Below are 13,633 nucleotides of genomic sequence, written 5' to 3'. Positions count from 1 at the left end.
GTTATCCTGCGCGACGATGATTTGAAATGATTCGATCCCAAAATAAAGTAACTGCAAATTTGTTAAACAAAGCTTAGTCTGAATGAGTCGGTGGTTCAACGTTGGGCCGACTAAAGGTTGGTTTGCTAGAATGAGCGGCAATAACTGGAAATCAACAAGATTTGAACATGGATGTTTTGATTGTCGGCGGTGGTGTGATTGGCTTGGGTAGTGCGCTTGAGCTTGCACGGGGTGGCGCTACTGTCACTGTAATGGATCGCAGAGAATGCGGTGGCGAATCTTCCTGGGCAGGCGGGGGAATCTTGTCGCCACTGTTGCCTTGGGATTATTTGCCGGCTGTGACCAATCTGACGCAGTTGAGTGGCCGGTTGTTCCCGGAATGGGTGGAGCGTATCGCCGATTTGAGTGGTATCGACCCGGAATACCGGGTCAGTGGTATGCGTGTTTTGCCTCCGTTTGATGCCGAGCGTGCCGTGCAATGGTGCGCCGGTCATAATGTGCGGCTGGAGAAGGATGGCGATGTTTTGTGGCTGCCGGATGTTGCGCAGGTGCGAAATCCACGTTTGATCAAGGCATTGCGCCTCGCGCTGGAGCGGATGGGGGTGCGGATTGTGGAACAGGCTGAGGTGACCGGGATCGTTTCCACGGATGATCGGGTGGAGCGACTGGATACCACGGCGGGGTCTTTTACGGCGGAGCATTATGTCGTTGCCGCCGGAGCCTGGAGCAAGAAGTTGCTGGGAAAACAGGGTGTGCAGCTCGATATCAAGCCCGTGCGCGGCCAGATGCTGCTGTACAGGGCGAAGCCCGGAATGTTGCAGCATATTCTCCTTCAGAATGGGACCTATCTGATTCCTCGTGATGACGGACATATCTTGGTTGGCAGCACCCTGGAGGATGTCGGCTTCGACAAGGCGACGACCGAAGAGGCTGGGGCTGCGCTTCATGCGCGGGCACTGGGCATGCTGCCTCAACTGGCCCAAGCCGAGTTTATCAAGCACTGGGCAGGGTTGCGCCCGGCTGCGCCTGACAATGTTCCGACCATAGCCCGGCATCCGCAGTTGGAGAACCTGTACCTCAATAGTGGACATTTCCGCTATGGTGTCACCATGGCGCCGGCAAGTGCTCAAATCCTGACTAACCAACTATTTAACCGGGAGCAACCCTTGGATGTATCGAACTATAAGTGGCCAGGCTAATTAAATTGTTAGACAAAGTCCAATGTTTGGTTTGGCATGATTTTATGGATATGAAAACTTACACTCGCGACAACATGGCTGACTTGCTAAGGCAGCATGCGATCAATCCGACGCACCAACGGCTAGAGATTGCCTATGCACTGTTCTCCAGGCAGGAGCACCTTTCTGCCGATCAGATCCTTGCGATCGTCAATACCAAGCACAGCGAAACCTCCAAGGCAACGGTCTATAACACCTTGAATTTATTCGTTGAAAAGAAGCTGATCCGTGAAGTGATCGTGGACCCAAGCAAAGTATTCTACGACCCCAACACTTATGAGCATCATCACTTTTATGATGTGGTAAGTGGTCATCTGACCGATATCGACGCGGCGGACTTCAAGATCAGCGGTTTGCCCATGTTGCCGCCGGGCGTGATTACCGAAGGTATCGACATCATCGTCCGTATCCGCCCGCAAGCGGTTCCTGCCTGATCTAAATTCCTGATCGCTTTGTACTTATATCATCCGTTCGACCAGTTATGGTGCGCCGTAACGGTTGATGGCTGAGGTCGAACAGGGATATAATGCCGGGCTTGTGTGCCGATGTAGCTCAGTTGGTAGAGCAGCGCATTCGTAATGCGAAGGTCACCAGTTCGATTCCGGTCATCGGCACCAGTAACACATTCAAAGCAGTCCAAAGAAGTCTTAAAAACCCGCATTTAGCGGGTTTTTTCATTTCAGGACCAGATTACGACAAAGGGACTGATGCCGCTTTGCCGATTTTACTCGGATAGGCCCAGCCGTTGCGCCAGGCGCCGATCACCAGGTTGGGATACTCCGGCCTGCCCAGGCTGCCGTTGTAGCGGCCCAGGGCTCGATATAGATCACCCTTTTCAATGTCGAGGTAGTGCCGAAGGATGGTGCAACCATAGCGCAGGTTGGTGCGGATGTGGAACAGGTTCTGATCCGGAGTGCCGATATGCTTGACCCAGAACGGCATGACCTGCATGTAGCCACGAGCCCCAGCACTGGATACGGCATATTTTTTGAAGCCGCTTTCCACCTGGATCAAGCCTAGCACCATTTGGGGGTCGAGACCCGCGCGGGATGCTTCGTAGTGTACGGTTTTGAGGAAGTCTTGGCGCACTTTCCGGTCCGGCATGCGCTTCTCCAAGCGCTGTGACATTTCCGCCATCCAGATGTTTGCATCGACTTGTGAGGTAAAGACGAGGCGCGGAGCCGCGCCATCACTGACCGTTTTATGCAGCGCCGCCTGCACGCTGGCGCTCAACGGTTCTTCAAGCTGCCTGCCGGCTTGGGCAGGCAGGCAGGTCAGCAAAGCAAAGGCAATAATTAGCTTACGCATACTGCTGATTTTATGTGACTCACAATATTTTGCAAGGGGATGGCGGTGGCTTTGTCATCTTTTCGCCCCTGATATTCCACGTTGCCGTCCTTCAGTCCACGCTCGCCGATGACGATGCGGTGCGGGATGCCGATCAGTTCAAGGTCAGCGAACATGACGCCGGGGCGCTCGTCGCGGTCGTCCAGCAGCACTTCGATCCCTGAGGCAATGAGCTCGGCATAGAGCTTCTCGACTGTTTCCTTCACCAGTTCGCTACGGTTGAGGCCGATGGGTACGATGGCGAGTTGGAACGGGGCTATTGCGGGCGAGAAGACGATGCCGTGCTCGTCGTGGCCCTGCTCGATAGCGGCGGCGACGATGCGTGACACGCCGATGCCGTAGCAGCCCATTTCCATTACTTGTTCTTTGCCGTTCTCGTCAAGAAAAGTGGCTTTCATCGCTTCGGAATACTTGGTGCGCAGCTGGAAAATATGGCCGACCTCGATGCCGCGGCACAGTTCCAGTTTTCCCTTGCCGTCCGGGCTGTCGTCGCCTTCCACCACATTGCGGAGATCGACCACTTCTTTCAATTCCGGCAGGTCGCGACCGAAGTTGACGCCGGTGAGGTGGTGCCCGTCCTCATTGGCGCCACAGATGAAGTCACTCATTGCGGCCACAGCGCGATCGGCAATTGTCGTAACATTCAGGCCGACCGGACCGAGCGAGCCGGCGTTGCAACCGGCAGAGGTACGAATTTGTGCGTCGGTGGCAAAGCGTATCGGTTGTGCAAGCTGGAGCAGTTTGCCGGCCTTGACCTCGTTGAGTTGGTGATCGCCCCGCAGCAACAGCGCTACCACATCGCCGTCACGCCCTTCCAGCAGCAGTGTTTTAACGACCCGGTGTGCGGGAATTTTAAGAAATTCGCACACTTCCTCAATGCTGTGTTTGCCCGGCGTGGCGACTTTTTGCATTGCTTCGGTCGGAACGGGGCGAGGAGTGGTGGGAGAAACTGCCTCGGCCAGCTCGACGTTGGCGGCATAGTCGGAACTCGGGCAGAAGGCGATGGCATCCTCGCCGGAATCGGCTAGAACGTGGAACTCATGTGAGCCGGTGCCGCCGATCGCGCCGGTATCCGCCGCAACAGCGCGGAACTTTAATCCCAGGCGGGTGAAAATGCGGCTGTAGGTGTCGTACATCACCTGGTAGGTCTGCTCTAGGCTGGGGAAGTTGGCGTGGAAGGAATACGCGTCCTTCATCACGAATTCGCGTGCGCGCATCACGCCGAAGCGCGGACGAATTTCGTCGCGGAACTTGGTCTGGACCTGGTAGAAATTTACCGGCAGCTGACGGTAGCTTTTGATTTCGCGGCGTGCGACATCGGTGATCACTTCTTCGTGGGTCGGTCCGAAGCAGAAGTCGCGCTCATGGCGATCCTTGATCTTCAGCATCTGCGGGCCGAAAACGTCCCAGCGTCCAGTTTCCTGCCAGAGCTCGGCGGGAACGACCGCCGGCATCAATAGTTCGACTGCGCCGCTCTTGTCCATTTCATTGCGTACGACGTTTTCGACCTTGCGCAGTACCCTGAGGCCGAGGGGCATCCAAGTGTACAGACCGCTGCCGATGCGCTTGATCAGGCCGGCGCGGAGCATCAGTTTGTGGCTGACCAACTCGGCTTCGGTTGGCGCTTCCTTGAGGGTGGACAGGAAAAATTTTGAGACACGCATGGGGATTCCCGTAATCAAATTCTGAATTCGCAATTTTAACCGAAAACAAGGGGGTTATCGGATTGATTTGGACTGGGAATAGCAGTAGCCTATAATTGTAGTCACCGTTTAATAAGAAAAAGGAAATGATCATGTATAGCGAAGTCGATGAAGTAGCCGATGTAAACAAGGAAAAGCTGGTTGCGGATTTTAAAGTAGTGGTGGCTGATGCTGAAGCGTTGCTCAGGGCGACTGCGAATGATGCGGGTGAAAAAGTAGCGGCCGCGCGCGAAAAAATTCAGGCTAGTCTGGTTGACGCTAAAGTGCGGTTGGCACAGGCTGAAGCAGCGATCATTGATAAAACCAAGCAGGCTGCCCGTGCCACTGACCAATATGTGCATGACAATCCGTGGAAGGCAGTGGGTATTTCCGCCTGTGTCGGGCTGGTGATTGGCGTTCTGATCGCACGTCGCTGACATTCGGATAGTGATGACGGAAACTGATGCAGGCATAGCACATGCCACTGGGTTGTTTGCCTCACTGCGCAATTTTGCCGCTACGCTTTCGGGCGTAGCGCAGACAAGACTGGAGTTGTTGGCGAATGAAGTGGAGGAGGAAAAACTCCGCTTTGCTCAGTTGCTGTTGTTCGGCAGTATCGCGCTGTTTTGCTTGGCTATGGGCAGTGTGTTTCTTGCGATATTCATCACCGTCCTGCTATGGGATAGTCACCGACTGTTGGTGCTGGGGGGTTTGGCGGGACTTTTTTTTAGCCTGGGCGGTGTGGGTGTCGTGATGTTTCGTGCTCGCGCTTCGGTCGGTGGTCGTTTATTTGCGGCCAGCCTGGCAGAGCTCGGCAAAGATCGCCAGCAGTTGCTGCCGTAATGGGTGCCGAGCAACGGTTGGTTCAACTTGCCCGACGGCGTGCCGAACTGGTGGCGCATAGCGCGGCCCAACGTGCGGAATTGGGCGATATTTGCCATGTCTGGCGTGTACCAATGGCGATAGCCGATCAGGGCGTGACTGTATGGCGCTTCCTTCGCATGCATCCGGCATTGCTGGTCGGGTTGGGTGTAGCGTTTGCGGTGGCACGGCCTCGTAGAGCAGTAAATTGGCTTGGTCGTGGCTGGGCGTTGTGGCGTGTTTTCCGCGGCATGGCAGCCGGGAAATGGAAGCCGAATTAATTGACAGTGGCCGAGGGCTTTTCGACACGGGTCAATTTTCATCCAGTGTTAGCCCAATTTCTTTCCTTGCCGCGTCCTGGCGGCAGGTGTAATTCTTCCTGCACCCTTCCTGAAGCAACCCGGATATATGAAGTGGAGTTACCGGGATAGACTTGATTTTTCTCCGCACTATCGAGGCAACAATGGGAATGTTTTTTGGGCGGCGTATTCATAAAGCGGTAGCCGCTGGTGACGTCGTAGACGTTAGCGAGCGCGACGGCGTGCGGTCGTTGCATCTGGGCAGTCAAACGGTGCAGAGTTCGATGCGCATCAGTGCGCCCAACGAGCTTGAACTGGCCTATACCCGCAGCATGATGGGTCTTCTCCTGTTCAATCCTGACCCCGTGCGTTTTCTGATGGTCGGGTTGGGAGGGGGGTCATTGGCCAAATTCGTTTATCACCGCATGCCGGCCACACGCATAGCGGCGGTGGAACTGAACTCGCAGGTTGCGGCAGCAGCACGCGCCTATTTTCAGCTGCCGCCGGAAGATGAACGATTCGAGGTGGTGATCGCCGAAGGCGGCCAGTATGTGGCCGACCACCCCGATAGCGCCGATGTGTTGATGGTGGATGGCTTCGACGGTGTTTCGCTGGCCGATTCGTTGGTTACCCAGCGTTATTACGACGACTGTGCCTCAGCACTGAGTGAACGTGGAATCCTCGCGGTAAACCTGTGGGGCAGCGACAAAAATTTCGATGCCTACTTGCAGCGTATCGAGACCAGTTTCAATGGCCTGACATTGTGTCTGCCTACGGAAAAGCACGGCAACATCGTCGTGTTCGGTTTCAAGCGCAGCCCCGGCAATCCACGCTGGGACGATTTGCGCCAGCGTGCCAGGGAACTGGAGCAGACATATGGGCTGGAATTTCTCAAGTTCGTTGAAGGTCTGCGCAGCCTCAATACTCACACGGAAAAGCGTCTGCTGATTTAGATAATATTGCGTGTTGAACTGGCGCCTTATGTCTTTGTCCCATGAAAGGTGATGCGGTGATTTTTTCGGAATACGCAGGTGTATGGTGAGTCTGTTTCATTCGCAATCGTGACTTCGGTCATGGGTGTGCGTTATTTGACTTTCATTGCCGGGTGAAATGTGAAAAAATTACGTTAACTTAACGAATTTGAGGTGTTTCACTAATGATAGACCGGGACGGTTATCGCCCCAATGTCGGCATCATTCTATGCAATGCAAAAAATGAGGTTTTCTGGGGCAAGCGTATCAAGGAGCATTCCTGGCAGTTTCCGCAAGGAGGCATCAAGGCCGGTGAATCACCCGAGCAGGCAATGTTTCGGGAGTTGGAGGAAGAAGTCGGGCTGCAGCCGCAGCACGTGAGAATTATCGGCCGCACCAGGGACTGGCTGCGCTATGATGTGCCGCAGAACTGGGTGCGACGCGAGTGGCGCGGTAGCTATAGGGGCCAGAAGCAGATCTGGTTTCTTTTGCGTTTGACCGGGCGCGACAGCGATGTGTCGTTGCGCGCGTCTTCGCATCCCGAGTTCGATGCCTGGCGATGGCACCATTACTGGATTCCTCTGGAATCGGTGATCGAATTCAAACGCGATGTATACCGTTTGGCGCTCAACGAGCTGGCAGGCTACCTGAATAAATCAGAATGAACTGGAGTCAATATGGTTGATTTTTCCCCGTTACCACCCAGCGATTTGGCGCAAGGGGCGACTTATTATCAACCTCTGCAAACCTCGCCGGCGCATGTCGAATTGCGCGACCCGGCGGTGCGGGTGATGACTGACCTCAAAGCGGTAATGGCGGTGACCATCGGGCCAGAAAAAACGGTAGATGCCGCTAGGGAGCGTATGGTTCGGCACAGCGTCAGGCTGCTGCTGGTGATTGATGATCAGGAAACAGTCCTCGGGCTGGTTACCGCCACCGATATTCTGGGCGAGAAACCAGTGCAATTTATCGAGAAGTCTGGCTGCAGGAGGGAGGATGTTCTGGTGCGCAACATCATGACGCCGCAGGAAAAGCTGGAAGTGCTGTGCATGAAGGATGTCGCTGCGGCAAAAGTGGGCCATATCGTCGCAACCCTGAAAAAATGTGGTCGCCAGCATGCCTTGGTGGTGGATACGGAAGGGCCGGGGCATGCCCAACAGGTGCGTGGTATTTTTTCGACTTCCCAGGTTTCAAGACTCTTGGGCACGGAAATCCAGACACTGGAAATCGCCCAGACCTTTGCCGAAATTCAGGTGCAGCTCGCCAAGTAGTTTTTTGTTTTTTTCCGCTGCTCTTCCCGGATTTTCCTGGTCTTGGATTCACATGGCTGGTTCCGTGTACGCCTTCGAACAGGGCTGGCTGTCCGTGAACCAGGTGCTTACCGCCAAACCGCAGGAGAACTGGGCGGCGCCCTGCCCTCTAACGAGAGCATATTTATGGGCAAAAAAATGCCGGATGAGAAATAACCTCGTCCGGCATCGGATGATGTGGCTTAGTAAATGTCGTGCTGGGTATTGTAGACGTTGAATTTTCCGGTGGGTGTAACTAGACGCTTATCTTTGATCACAGCTTTCAACTTGCGCGTTTTGTCATCCACCACCACGATGGCCGATTCCTGATCTTTTCCGTTCCAGACCGAGAACCAGACTTCATCACCCGCCTTGTTGTATTCGGGCTCAACCACGCGTTTTGGACCATCTTTCAGCCCCGCCCATTCGCCGATTGGTAGTGCCTCATAGCCCTTGTTCATGTTGTTGATGTCCCACACAGCAATCGATTGGCTGATCTTGGGGTCGGGATTGAGTGTAGTGTCCACCCATAGATTTCTGGATTTGGGATGGGTTTTGAGGAACAGTGAACCGCCGCCTTGGCCCTTTAATGTGCGCACTACCTTCCAGGCCTGTTTTGGATGCTTCAGCGGGTCGGTGCCGATCAATGTAATCTTTTCATCGCCAAGGTGGCCGGTTGCCCACACTGGGCCGAATTCGGGGTCAATAAAATTGGCGCCGCGACCAGGGTGAGGCGTTTTGCCGACTTCGACCAATTTGGTCAACTTGCCTTCCTTGGTGTCTATCACCGCAATTTTGTTGGAGGCGTTGGCCGCATCCATGAAGTAGCGATGCGTAGACTCAAATCCGCCATCATGAAGGAACGGGGCAGCATCGATCATCTTGATTTTGAGATTGTTCAGGTCTTCATAGTTGACTGCATAAACCTGGCCGGTCTCCTTGACGTTGACATAGAACTCAGGATTAAAGTGCGAGGATACGATTGCAGCAACTCGGGGCTCGGGGTGATACACTTGCTTGTCCACGGTCATACCGCGAGTGGAAACAATTTTCCTCGGTTTGAGTGTATCGCCATCCATGATGACGAACTGCGGCGGCCAATAGGCGCCAGCAATCGCGTATTTGTCCTCGTAGCCCTTGAATTTCGAGCTTTCCACCGAGCGGGCTTCCATGCCGATCTTGATTTCCGCTACCGTGTCGGGATGTTCCATCCACAGATCAATCAGATTGATCTTGGCGTCGCGGCCGATCACAAACATATAGCGGCCGGAAGCCGACATCCGTGAAATGTGTACGGCATAACCTGTATTCAGGATGCTGACAATTTTCTTGCTGTCGCCATCAATCAGGGCTATTTCTCCTGCGTCACGCAACGTAACAGAGAACAAATTTTCCAGATTGAGATTGTTCATTTTCTTCTTGGGGCGTTTGTCCACCGGCACGGTTACCTTCCATGAGGCCATCATTTCCGGCATGCCGAATTCCGGCGGGGCAGGAGGTGTCTGTTGAACGTAGCGGGCCATCAAATCAACCTCATCGTCGGTCAATATGCCTGCAGTTCCCCAGTTTGGCATGCCGGCCGGTGAGCCATATTTAATAAAGGCTTTAAGATATTCCAGACTCTTGTCCAGAGTGATGTCCGGGGTCAGCGGTTTGCCGGTTGCTCCTTTTCGCAATACACCATGGCAACCGGCGCAACGTTCGAAGAATATTTTTTTTGCCTTTTCGAATTCATCGTGTGACATTTTTGGAGCTTTTGGATTGATATCCTGGTGCATGGGCACGGATTCCAGTGGGGAGCCGCCAGCTGTTTGATATTCGGCCATCACCTTGTCGTCGTGTTGTGGGGTGGCATCTGCATTGGCGAACTGAATCGCCAGCGGAAGTGTTGCTAGAACAGCCAATCTAAGCAAGTTGTTATATCTTTCTTTCATGATTTCTCCGAAGTGTTATTGAACTTGTCATTCCTTGTAGAGGCACGTAGCAGATGAAACTGCAAAATTACGTTGTAATTACGCCATAGCATGCCAACGCTTGTTGCGGACGTAATCGATCATTCTGCTTTGTAAGCAATTAATAATAATTGATCTGTATCAACAATTTTCAATTGAGATTGAATTCATTGGCATAACGACATGACGATAAAATATATTTATTCGTGATTGGCAGCGTGATTGCCGGAAATGCAAAACAACGCGATTTTGTTTCATGCTAGACTGGGTTGAAGTGCATAAAAAACTGTCGAGCGGGAATGTGTAGATTAAAGAAAAATGCCTTTGGGTTCCGTATCAATTGGGTTGGTGCCGTCTTGTATCGTATCGGGTTGCGCCATCACTTGATGTGGGTTGCCGTGGGGCTTGCCCTAGTGCTATCAGGTAGTGCCTTCGCCGAGTGGGGGAAATTCGAATACGAATTCGATGAGGAAAAGCCGTGGGCCGAGATTGAGGCTCAACTCCCTGCTTACCCGAAGGAAGAAAACCTGCTGCCCTTCTTCGTTAGTGCCGCCACTGATAACAGGTTTTTTGTCGATGCCGTTTCCATCAGTACAGGTGAGGACGGCGTGGTGCGTTACACGATGATCGTCAAATCATCGGCGGGTGCCTCCAATGTGAGCTTCGAGGGTATCCGCTGCGCCAGCCGCGAAAGGAAGCTTTACGCCTTCGGACGCAAGGAAGGAGCTTGGTCAAGGGCGCGCTTCGCCAAATGGGAACCGATCCGCTACCAGGACCGTAACCGTCAACATCACGTGCTTTATGACGATTTCTTTTGTCCCAACGGGATTATCGTGAAAAACCCGCAGGAAGCGGTCGATCTGCTGAAGCGCAGCTTCAGGCCTTAGGGCGAAAGTGTGAGTGTTAGTCTCCCCGCAACCTTAAAAAAAAACCAGATACAGCTCCGACCTAACCTTATGCTTCGCAGAGTTAGTCTTCGCCGCAATCTGGCTCTGCTTTTACAGCAGAACCAGATTGTAGCTCCGGCATAACGTTAGCTACGCGAACGTTAGCCTTCACTGCAACTTGGTATTGCTTTAAAGCAATACCAAGTTGTCCCGATGAATCAATTCCGGTTCGTCGACGTAACCCAGGATAGATTCGATCTCGGTACTGGCGTGGCGCAGGATTTTCTGAGTTTCCGGCGCGCTGTAATTGACCAGGCCACGGGCAATTTCACGGCCTGTCGTGTCCAGGCAGGTCACCACTTCCCCACGTTCGAAATCCCCTGCAATCGCGCTCACGCCGATCGACAGCAGACTTTTGCCTTCCTTCCGCAGTGCGTTGACCGCACCATCGTCGAGCGTGAGTTTGCCTCCGACCTGGAGGTGATCGGCGAGCCATTGTTTGCGCGCCACGGTCTTCATTTCGTCGGCAATTAGCTGGGTGCCGATCGCTTCGCCTTGGGCGAGCCGGGTCAGCACGTCCGGCTCGCGCCCCCAGGCAATCACGGTATGGGCGCCGCTGCGAGCCGCGCGCTTGGCGGCAAGAATTTTGGTCAGCATGCCGCCGCGGCCGATATCGCTGCCGGCTCCGCCTGCCATGGTTTCCAGTGCCGGGTCACCGGCGCGCGCTTCGCCCACCAGCGTGGCAGTAGGGTCCTTGCGCGGGTCGGCAGAATACAGGCCAGTCTGGTCGGTCAGAATGATTAACGCATCCGCATCGATCAGGTTGGTGACCAGAGCCCCCAGGGTGTCGTTATCACCGAAGCGGATTTCCTCGGTGACGACGGTGTCGTTTTCGTTGATGATCGGGATGGTGTTCAGCTTGAGCAGGGTGCGCAGGGTGGAGCGGGCATTGAGATAGCGCTTGCGGTCGGCGAGGTCGTCGTGGGTCAGCAGGATTTGTGCGGTGTGCAGGCCATGCTTGCGGAAGCAGGTTTCATAGACCTGCACCAGCCCCATCTGGCCCACCGCGGCTGCGGCTTGCAGTTCATGCACGGCACTGGGTCGCTTCTTCCAGCCGAGGCGTTGCATCCCTTCGGCGATCGCACCGGAAGAGACCAGTACCACTTCGCGCCCCATGGCTTTGAGGGCGGCGATCTGCGCTGCCCAGGTGGCGATGGCCTCATGGTCGAGGCCGGCACCGCTGTTGGTGACCAGGCTGCTGCCGACCTTTATTACCAGGCGTTTGCTGTTGGCGATAATCGAGCTCAAGGTTGTGCTTCCTGCGTATCTTCTGCGGGCTCTTCCACCGGCCGGTTCTGGTCGAGAAACTCCATGATGGCGTAGACCACTTCCTTGCAGCCTTCTCCGGTGAGGGCGGAAATGATGAAACATTTCCCATCCCAGCCGAAATCCTTGAGGAACTGCTGCTTGTACGCATCACGATCTTCCGCGGGCAGCATGTCCATCTTGTTCAACAGCAACCAACGTGGCTTCTGGTACAGCGATTCGTCGTATTTCTTGAGTTCGTTGACGATCGCATGAGCTTCTGCCACCGGGCTGGCGGTTTCGTCGTAGGGGGCGATATCGACCAGATGCAGCAGTACCCGGGTACGCGCCAGATGGCGCAGGAACTGGTGACCGAGTCCGGCGCCTTCGGCCGCACCTTCGATCAGGCCCGGAATGTCGGCGATGACGAAGCTTTTGTCGTGCTCCACGCGTACTACACCAAGGTTAGGGTGTAGCGTGGTGAAGGGGTAGTCCGCCACCTTGGGCTTGGCCGCCGAAACAGCGCGGATGAAGGTAGACTTTCCGGCATTGGGCATGCCCAGCAGCCCGACGTCGGCCAGTACCTTGAGTTCCATTTTGAGTTCACGTACTTCGCCCAGTTCGCCGTGAGTGAACTGGCGCGGGGCGCGGTTAGTACTGGACTTGAAATGCAGGTTGCCGAGGCCGCCTTTGCCGCCCTTGGCGATCAAGGCTTTTTCGCAGTCCTTGGCAAGGTCGGCGATGATTTCATTGGTGTTGAAGTCAGTAATCACGGTGCCGACAGGAACGCGCAGCACCATATCTTCGCCGCCCTTGCCGTAGCAATCCGAGCCCATCCCGTTTTCACCCTTCTCAGCGCGGTGGATGCGGGCGAAGCGATAGTCCACCAGGGTGTTGATGTTGCGGTCGGCAATCGCATAAATGCTGCCGCCGCGTCCGCCATCACCGCCGTTCGGCCCGCCCTTGTCGATGTATTTCTCGCGCCTGAAGCTGGCCGACCCGTTGCCGCCGTCACCGGCATGGACTTCGATTTTTGCTTCGTCAATGAATTTCATTGTGAGTGCTCAAATAAAAAAGCCCTATCGTTTGATAGGGCCTAAAGGCTACACTATCCGGCTGGTTTAAGCCGGAGTGATGGTAACCACTTTGTGTTTAGCTGCACCCTTGATGGCGAAGCTGATGGTGCCGGCAACCTTGGCGAACAAGGTGTGATCCTTGCCCATGCCGACGTTGTCACCAGCGTACATCTGGGTGCCACGCTGGCGCACGATGATGCTGCCGGCGGAAACCAGTTCGCCACCGTAGCGTTTCACGCCCAGGCGCTTGGAATGAGAGTCGCGGCCGTTGCGTACACTGCCGCCTGCTTTTTTATGTGCCATTGCTGATTCTCCTTACTTCGCCGCGATGCCGTCGATGCGGATCTCGGTGTAGTTCTGACGATGCCCCTGATGCTTCTGGTAGTGCTTGCGACGACGCATTTTAAAAATCTGCACCTTCTCGCCGCGACCATGCGCGACTACTGTCGCCTTGACCGTAGCGCCGCTTACCAGAGGCGTGCCTACCGTGACTGCTTCACCGTCTGCAACCATTAATATCTGATCCAGTACGATTTCGCTGCCAATGTCTGCCGGTATCTGTTCTATTTTCAATTTTTCGCCAGGGGCAACGCGATACTGCTTGCCACCGGTTTTTATGACCGCATACATATTGAGCTCCAATTACTTAGCTTTTAAAAAGGAACGCGATTGTACCAGAATTTCATGGCGAGGGTTAAATTTTGTTTAGAAATTTGTTTAGAAATC

16 protein-coding genes and 1 tRNA gene are annotated in these 13,633 nt (G+C 54.5%); 10 read left to right on the top strand and 7 right to left on the bottom strand.

Annotated features, from left to right (window positions below):
• Nucleotides 1–167 precede the first annotated feature (167 nt).
• The 3 genes from SCD_RS10500 (at nucleotide 168) to SCD_RS10490 (ending at nucleotide 1,855) form a co-directional block, all read left to right on the top strand.
• Nucleotides 168–1,199, top strand: coding sequence for an FAD-dependent oxidoreductase (locus tag SCD_RS10500; protein ID WP_023506944.1), 1,032 nt, complete (start codon nucleotides 168–170; stop codon nucleotides 1,197–1,199).
• 44 nt (nucleotides 1,200–1,243) lie between these two features.
• Nucleotides 1,244–1,672: a Fur family transcriptional regulator gene (locus SCD_RS10495; protein WP_009205126.1), complete on the top strand. Its 429-nt coding sequence runs from the start codon at nucleotides 1,244–1,246 to the stop codon at nucleotides 1,670–1,672.
• Between the two features lie 107 nt (nucleotides 1,673–1,779).
• A tRNA-Thr gene (locus tag SCD_RS10490) sits at nucleotides 1,780–1,855 on the top strand.
• Between the two features lie 73 nt (nucleotides 1,856–1,928).
• Here the strand turns inward: SCD_RS10490 and SCD_RS10485 are convergent.
• A complete protein-coding gene (locus SCD_RS10485; protein WP_009205124.1) occupies nucleotides 1,929–2,546 on the bottom strand; it encodes a lytic transglycosylase domain-containing protein in 618 nt (205 codons plus the stop codon).
• Nucleotides 2,534–4,249 (bottom strand): proline--tRNA ligase, encoded by a 1,716-nt coding sequence (locus tag SCD_RS10480; RefSeq protein WP_009205123.1) that lies wholly within the window; start codon nucleotides 4,247–4,249, stop codon nucleotides 2,534–2,536. The genes SCD_RS10485 and SCD_RS10480 overlap by 13 nt, the downstream gene beginning before the upstream one ends.
• Nucleotides 4,250–4,374: 125 nt before the next feature.
• Between SCD_RS10480 and SCD_RS10475 the strand changes: the two genes are divergently transcribed.
• The 6 genes from SCD_RS10475 (at nucleotide 4,375) to SCD_RS10450 (ending at nucleotide 7,669) form a co-directional block, all read left to right on the top strand.
• Nucleotides 4,375–4,704 carry a DUF883 family protein gene (locus SCD_RS10475; RefSeq protein WP_009205122.1) on the top strand — a complete coding sequence of 110 codons (330 nt, stop codon included), beginning with the start codon at nucleotides 4,375–4,377 and terminating at the stop codon, nucleotides 4,702–4,704.
• Between the two features lie 13 nt (nucleotides 4,705–4,717).
• On the top strand, nucleotides 4,718–5,110 hold the full coding sequence (locus tag SCD_RS10470; protein ID WP_009205121.1) for a phage holin family protein: 393 nt from the start codon (nucleotides 4,718–4,720) through the stop codon (nucleotides 5,108–5,110).
• Nucleotides 5,110–5,409, top strand: a complete 300-nt coding sequence (locus tag SCD_RS10465) for a YqjK-like family protein (RefSeq protein WP_041673449.1) — start codon at nucleotides 5,110–5,112, stop codon at nucleotides 5,407–5,409. The genes SCD_RS10470 and SCD_RS10465 overlap by 1 nt, the downstream gene beginning before the upstream one ends.
• A 182-nt stretch (nucleotides 5,410–5,591) precedes the next feature.
• The gene (locus SCD_RS10460) at nucleotides 5,592–6,380 is read left to right on the top strand and encodes a polyamine aminopropyltransferase (RefSeq protein WP_009205120.1); all 789 of its coding nucleotides are present in this window, start codon (nucleotides 5,592–5,594) and stop codon (nucleotides 6,378–6,380) included.
• A 203-nt stretch (nucleotides 6,381–6,583) separates the two neighbouring features.
• Complete coding sequence (locus SCD_RS10455; protein ID WP_009205119.1) at nucleotides 6,584–7,063, top strand: RNA pyrophosphohydrolase; 480 nt, start codon at nucleotides 6,584–6,586, stop codon at nucleotides 7,061–7,063.
• A gap of 12 nt (nucleotides 7,064–7,075) precedes the next feature.
• Nucleotides 7,076–7,669 (top strand): CBS domain-containing protein, encoded by a 594-nt coding sequence (locus SCD_RS10450; RefSeq protein ID WP_009205118.1) that lies wholly within the window; start codon nucleotides 7,076–7,078, stop codon nucleotides 7,667–7,669.
• Nucleotides 7,670–7,890: 221 nt separating this feature from the next.
• On the opposite strand, the gene SCD_RS10445 is transcribed toward SCD_RS10450, so the two are convergent.
• Nucleotides 7,891–9,621 (bottom strand): nitrite reductase, encoded by a 1,731-nt coding sequence (locus SCD_RS10445; protein ID WP_009205117.1) that lies wholly within the window; start codon nucleotides 9,619–9,621, stop codon nucleotides 7,891–7,893.
• Nucleotides 9,622–9,938: 317 nt separating this feature from the next.
• Between SCD_RS10445 and SCD_RS10440 the strand changes: the two genes are divergently transcribed.
• Nucleotides 9,939–10,526, top strand: coding sequence for a CNP1-like family protein (locus SCD_RS10440; RefSeq protein WP_232504400.1), 588 nt, complete (start codon nucleotides 9,939–9,941; stop codon nucleotides 10,524–10,526).
• A 189-nt stretch (nucleotides 10,527–10,715) separates the two neighbouring features.
• Here SCD_RS10440 and proB read toward each other — a convergent pair whose 3' ends face one another.
• The 4 genes from proB to rplU all read right to left on the bottom strand — a co-directional run bounded on the left by proB (nucleotide 10,716) and on the right by rplU (nucleotide 13,537).
• Entirely contained in the window at nucleotides 10,716–11,834 is a 1,119-nt protein-coding gene (gene proB, locus SCD_RS10435; protein WP_009205115.1) for a glutamate 5-kinase, read from the bottom strand.
• Nucleotides 11,831–12,886, bottom strand: a complete 1,056-nt coding sequence (gene cgtA, locus SCD_RS10430; protein WP_009205114.1) for an Obg family GTPase CgtA — start codon at nucleotides 12,884–12,886, stop codon at nucleotides 11,831–11,833. Before cgtA ends, proB begins: the two co-directional genes overlap by 4 nt.
• Nucleotides 12,887–12,952: 66 nt before the next feature.
• A complete protein-coding gene (gene rpmA / locus SCD_RS10425) occupies nucleotides 12,953–13,210 on the bottom strand; it encodes a 50S ribosomal protein L27 (protein ID WP_009205113.1) in 258 nt (85 codons plus the stop codon).
• Between the two features lie 12 nt (nucleotides 13,211–13,222).
• Nucleotides 13,223–13,537, bottom strand: a complete 315-nt coding sequence (gene rplU, locus SCD_RS10420; RefSeq protein WP_009205112.1) for a 50S ribosomal protein L21 — start codon at nucleotides 13,535–13,537, stop codon at nucleotides 13,223–13,225.
• Between the last annotated feature and the right edge of the window lie 96 nt (nucleotides 13,538–13,633).

The sequence above is a fragment of the Sulfuricella denitrificans skB26 genome (assembly GCF_000297055.2).
In the GTDB taxonomy this organism is placed as follows: domain Bacteria; phylum Pseudomonadota; class Gammaproteobacteria; order Burkholderiales; family Sulfuricellaceae; genus Sulfuricella; species Sulfuricella denitrificans.
This window is presented reverse-complemented; position numbering and strand designations above follow the sequence as displayed.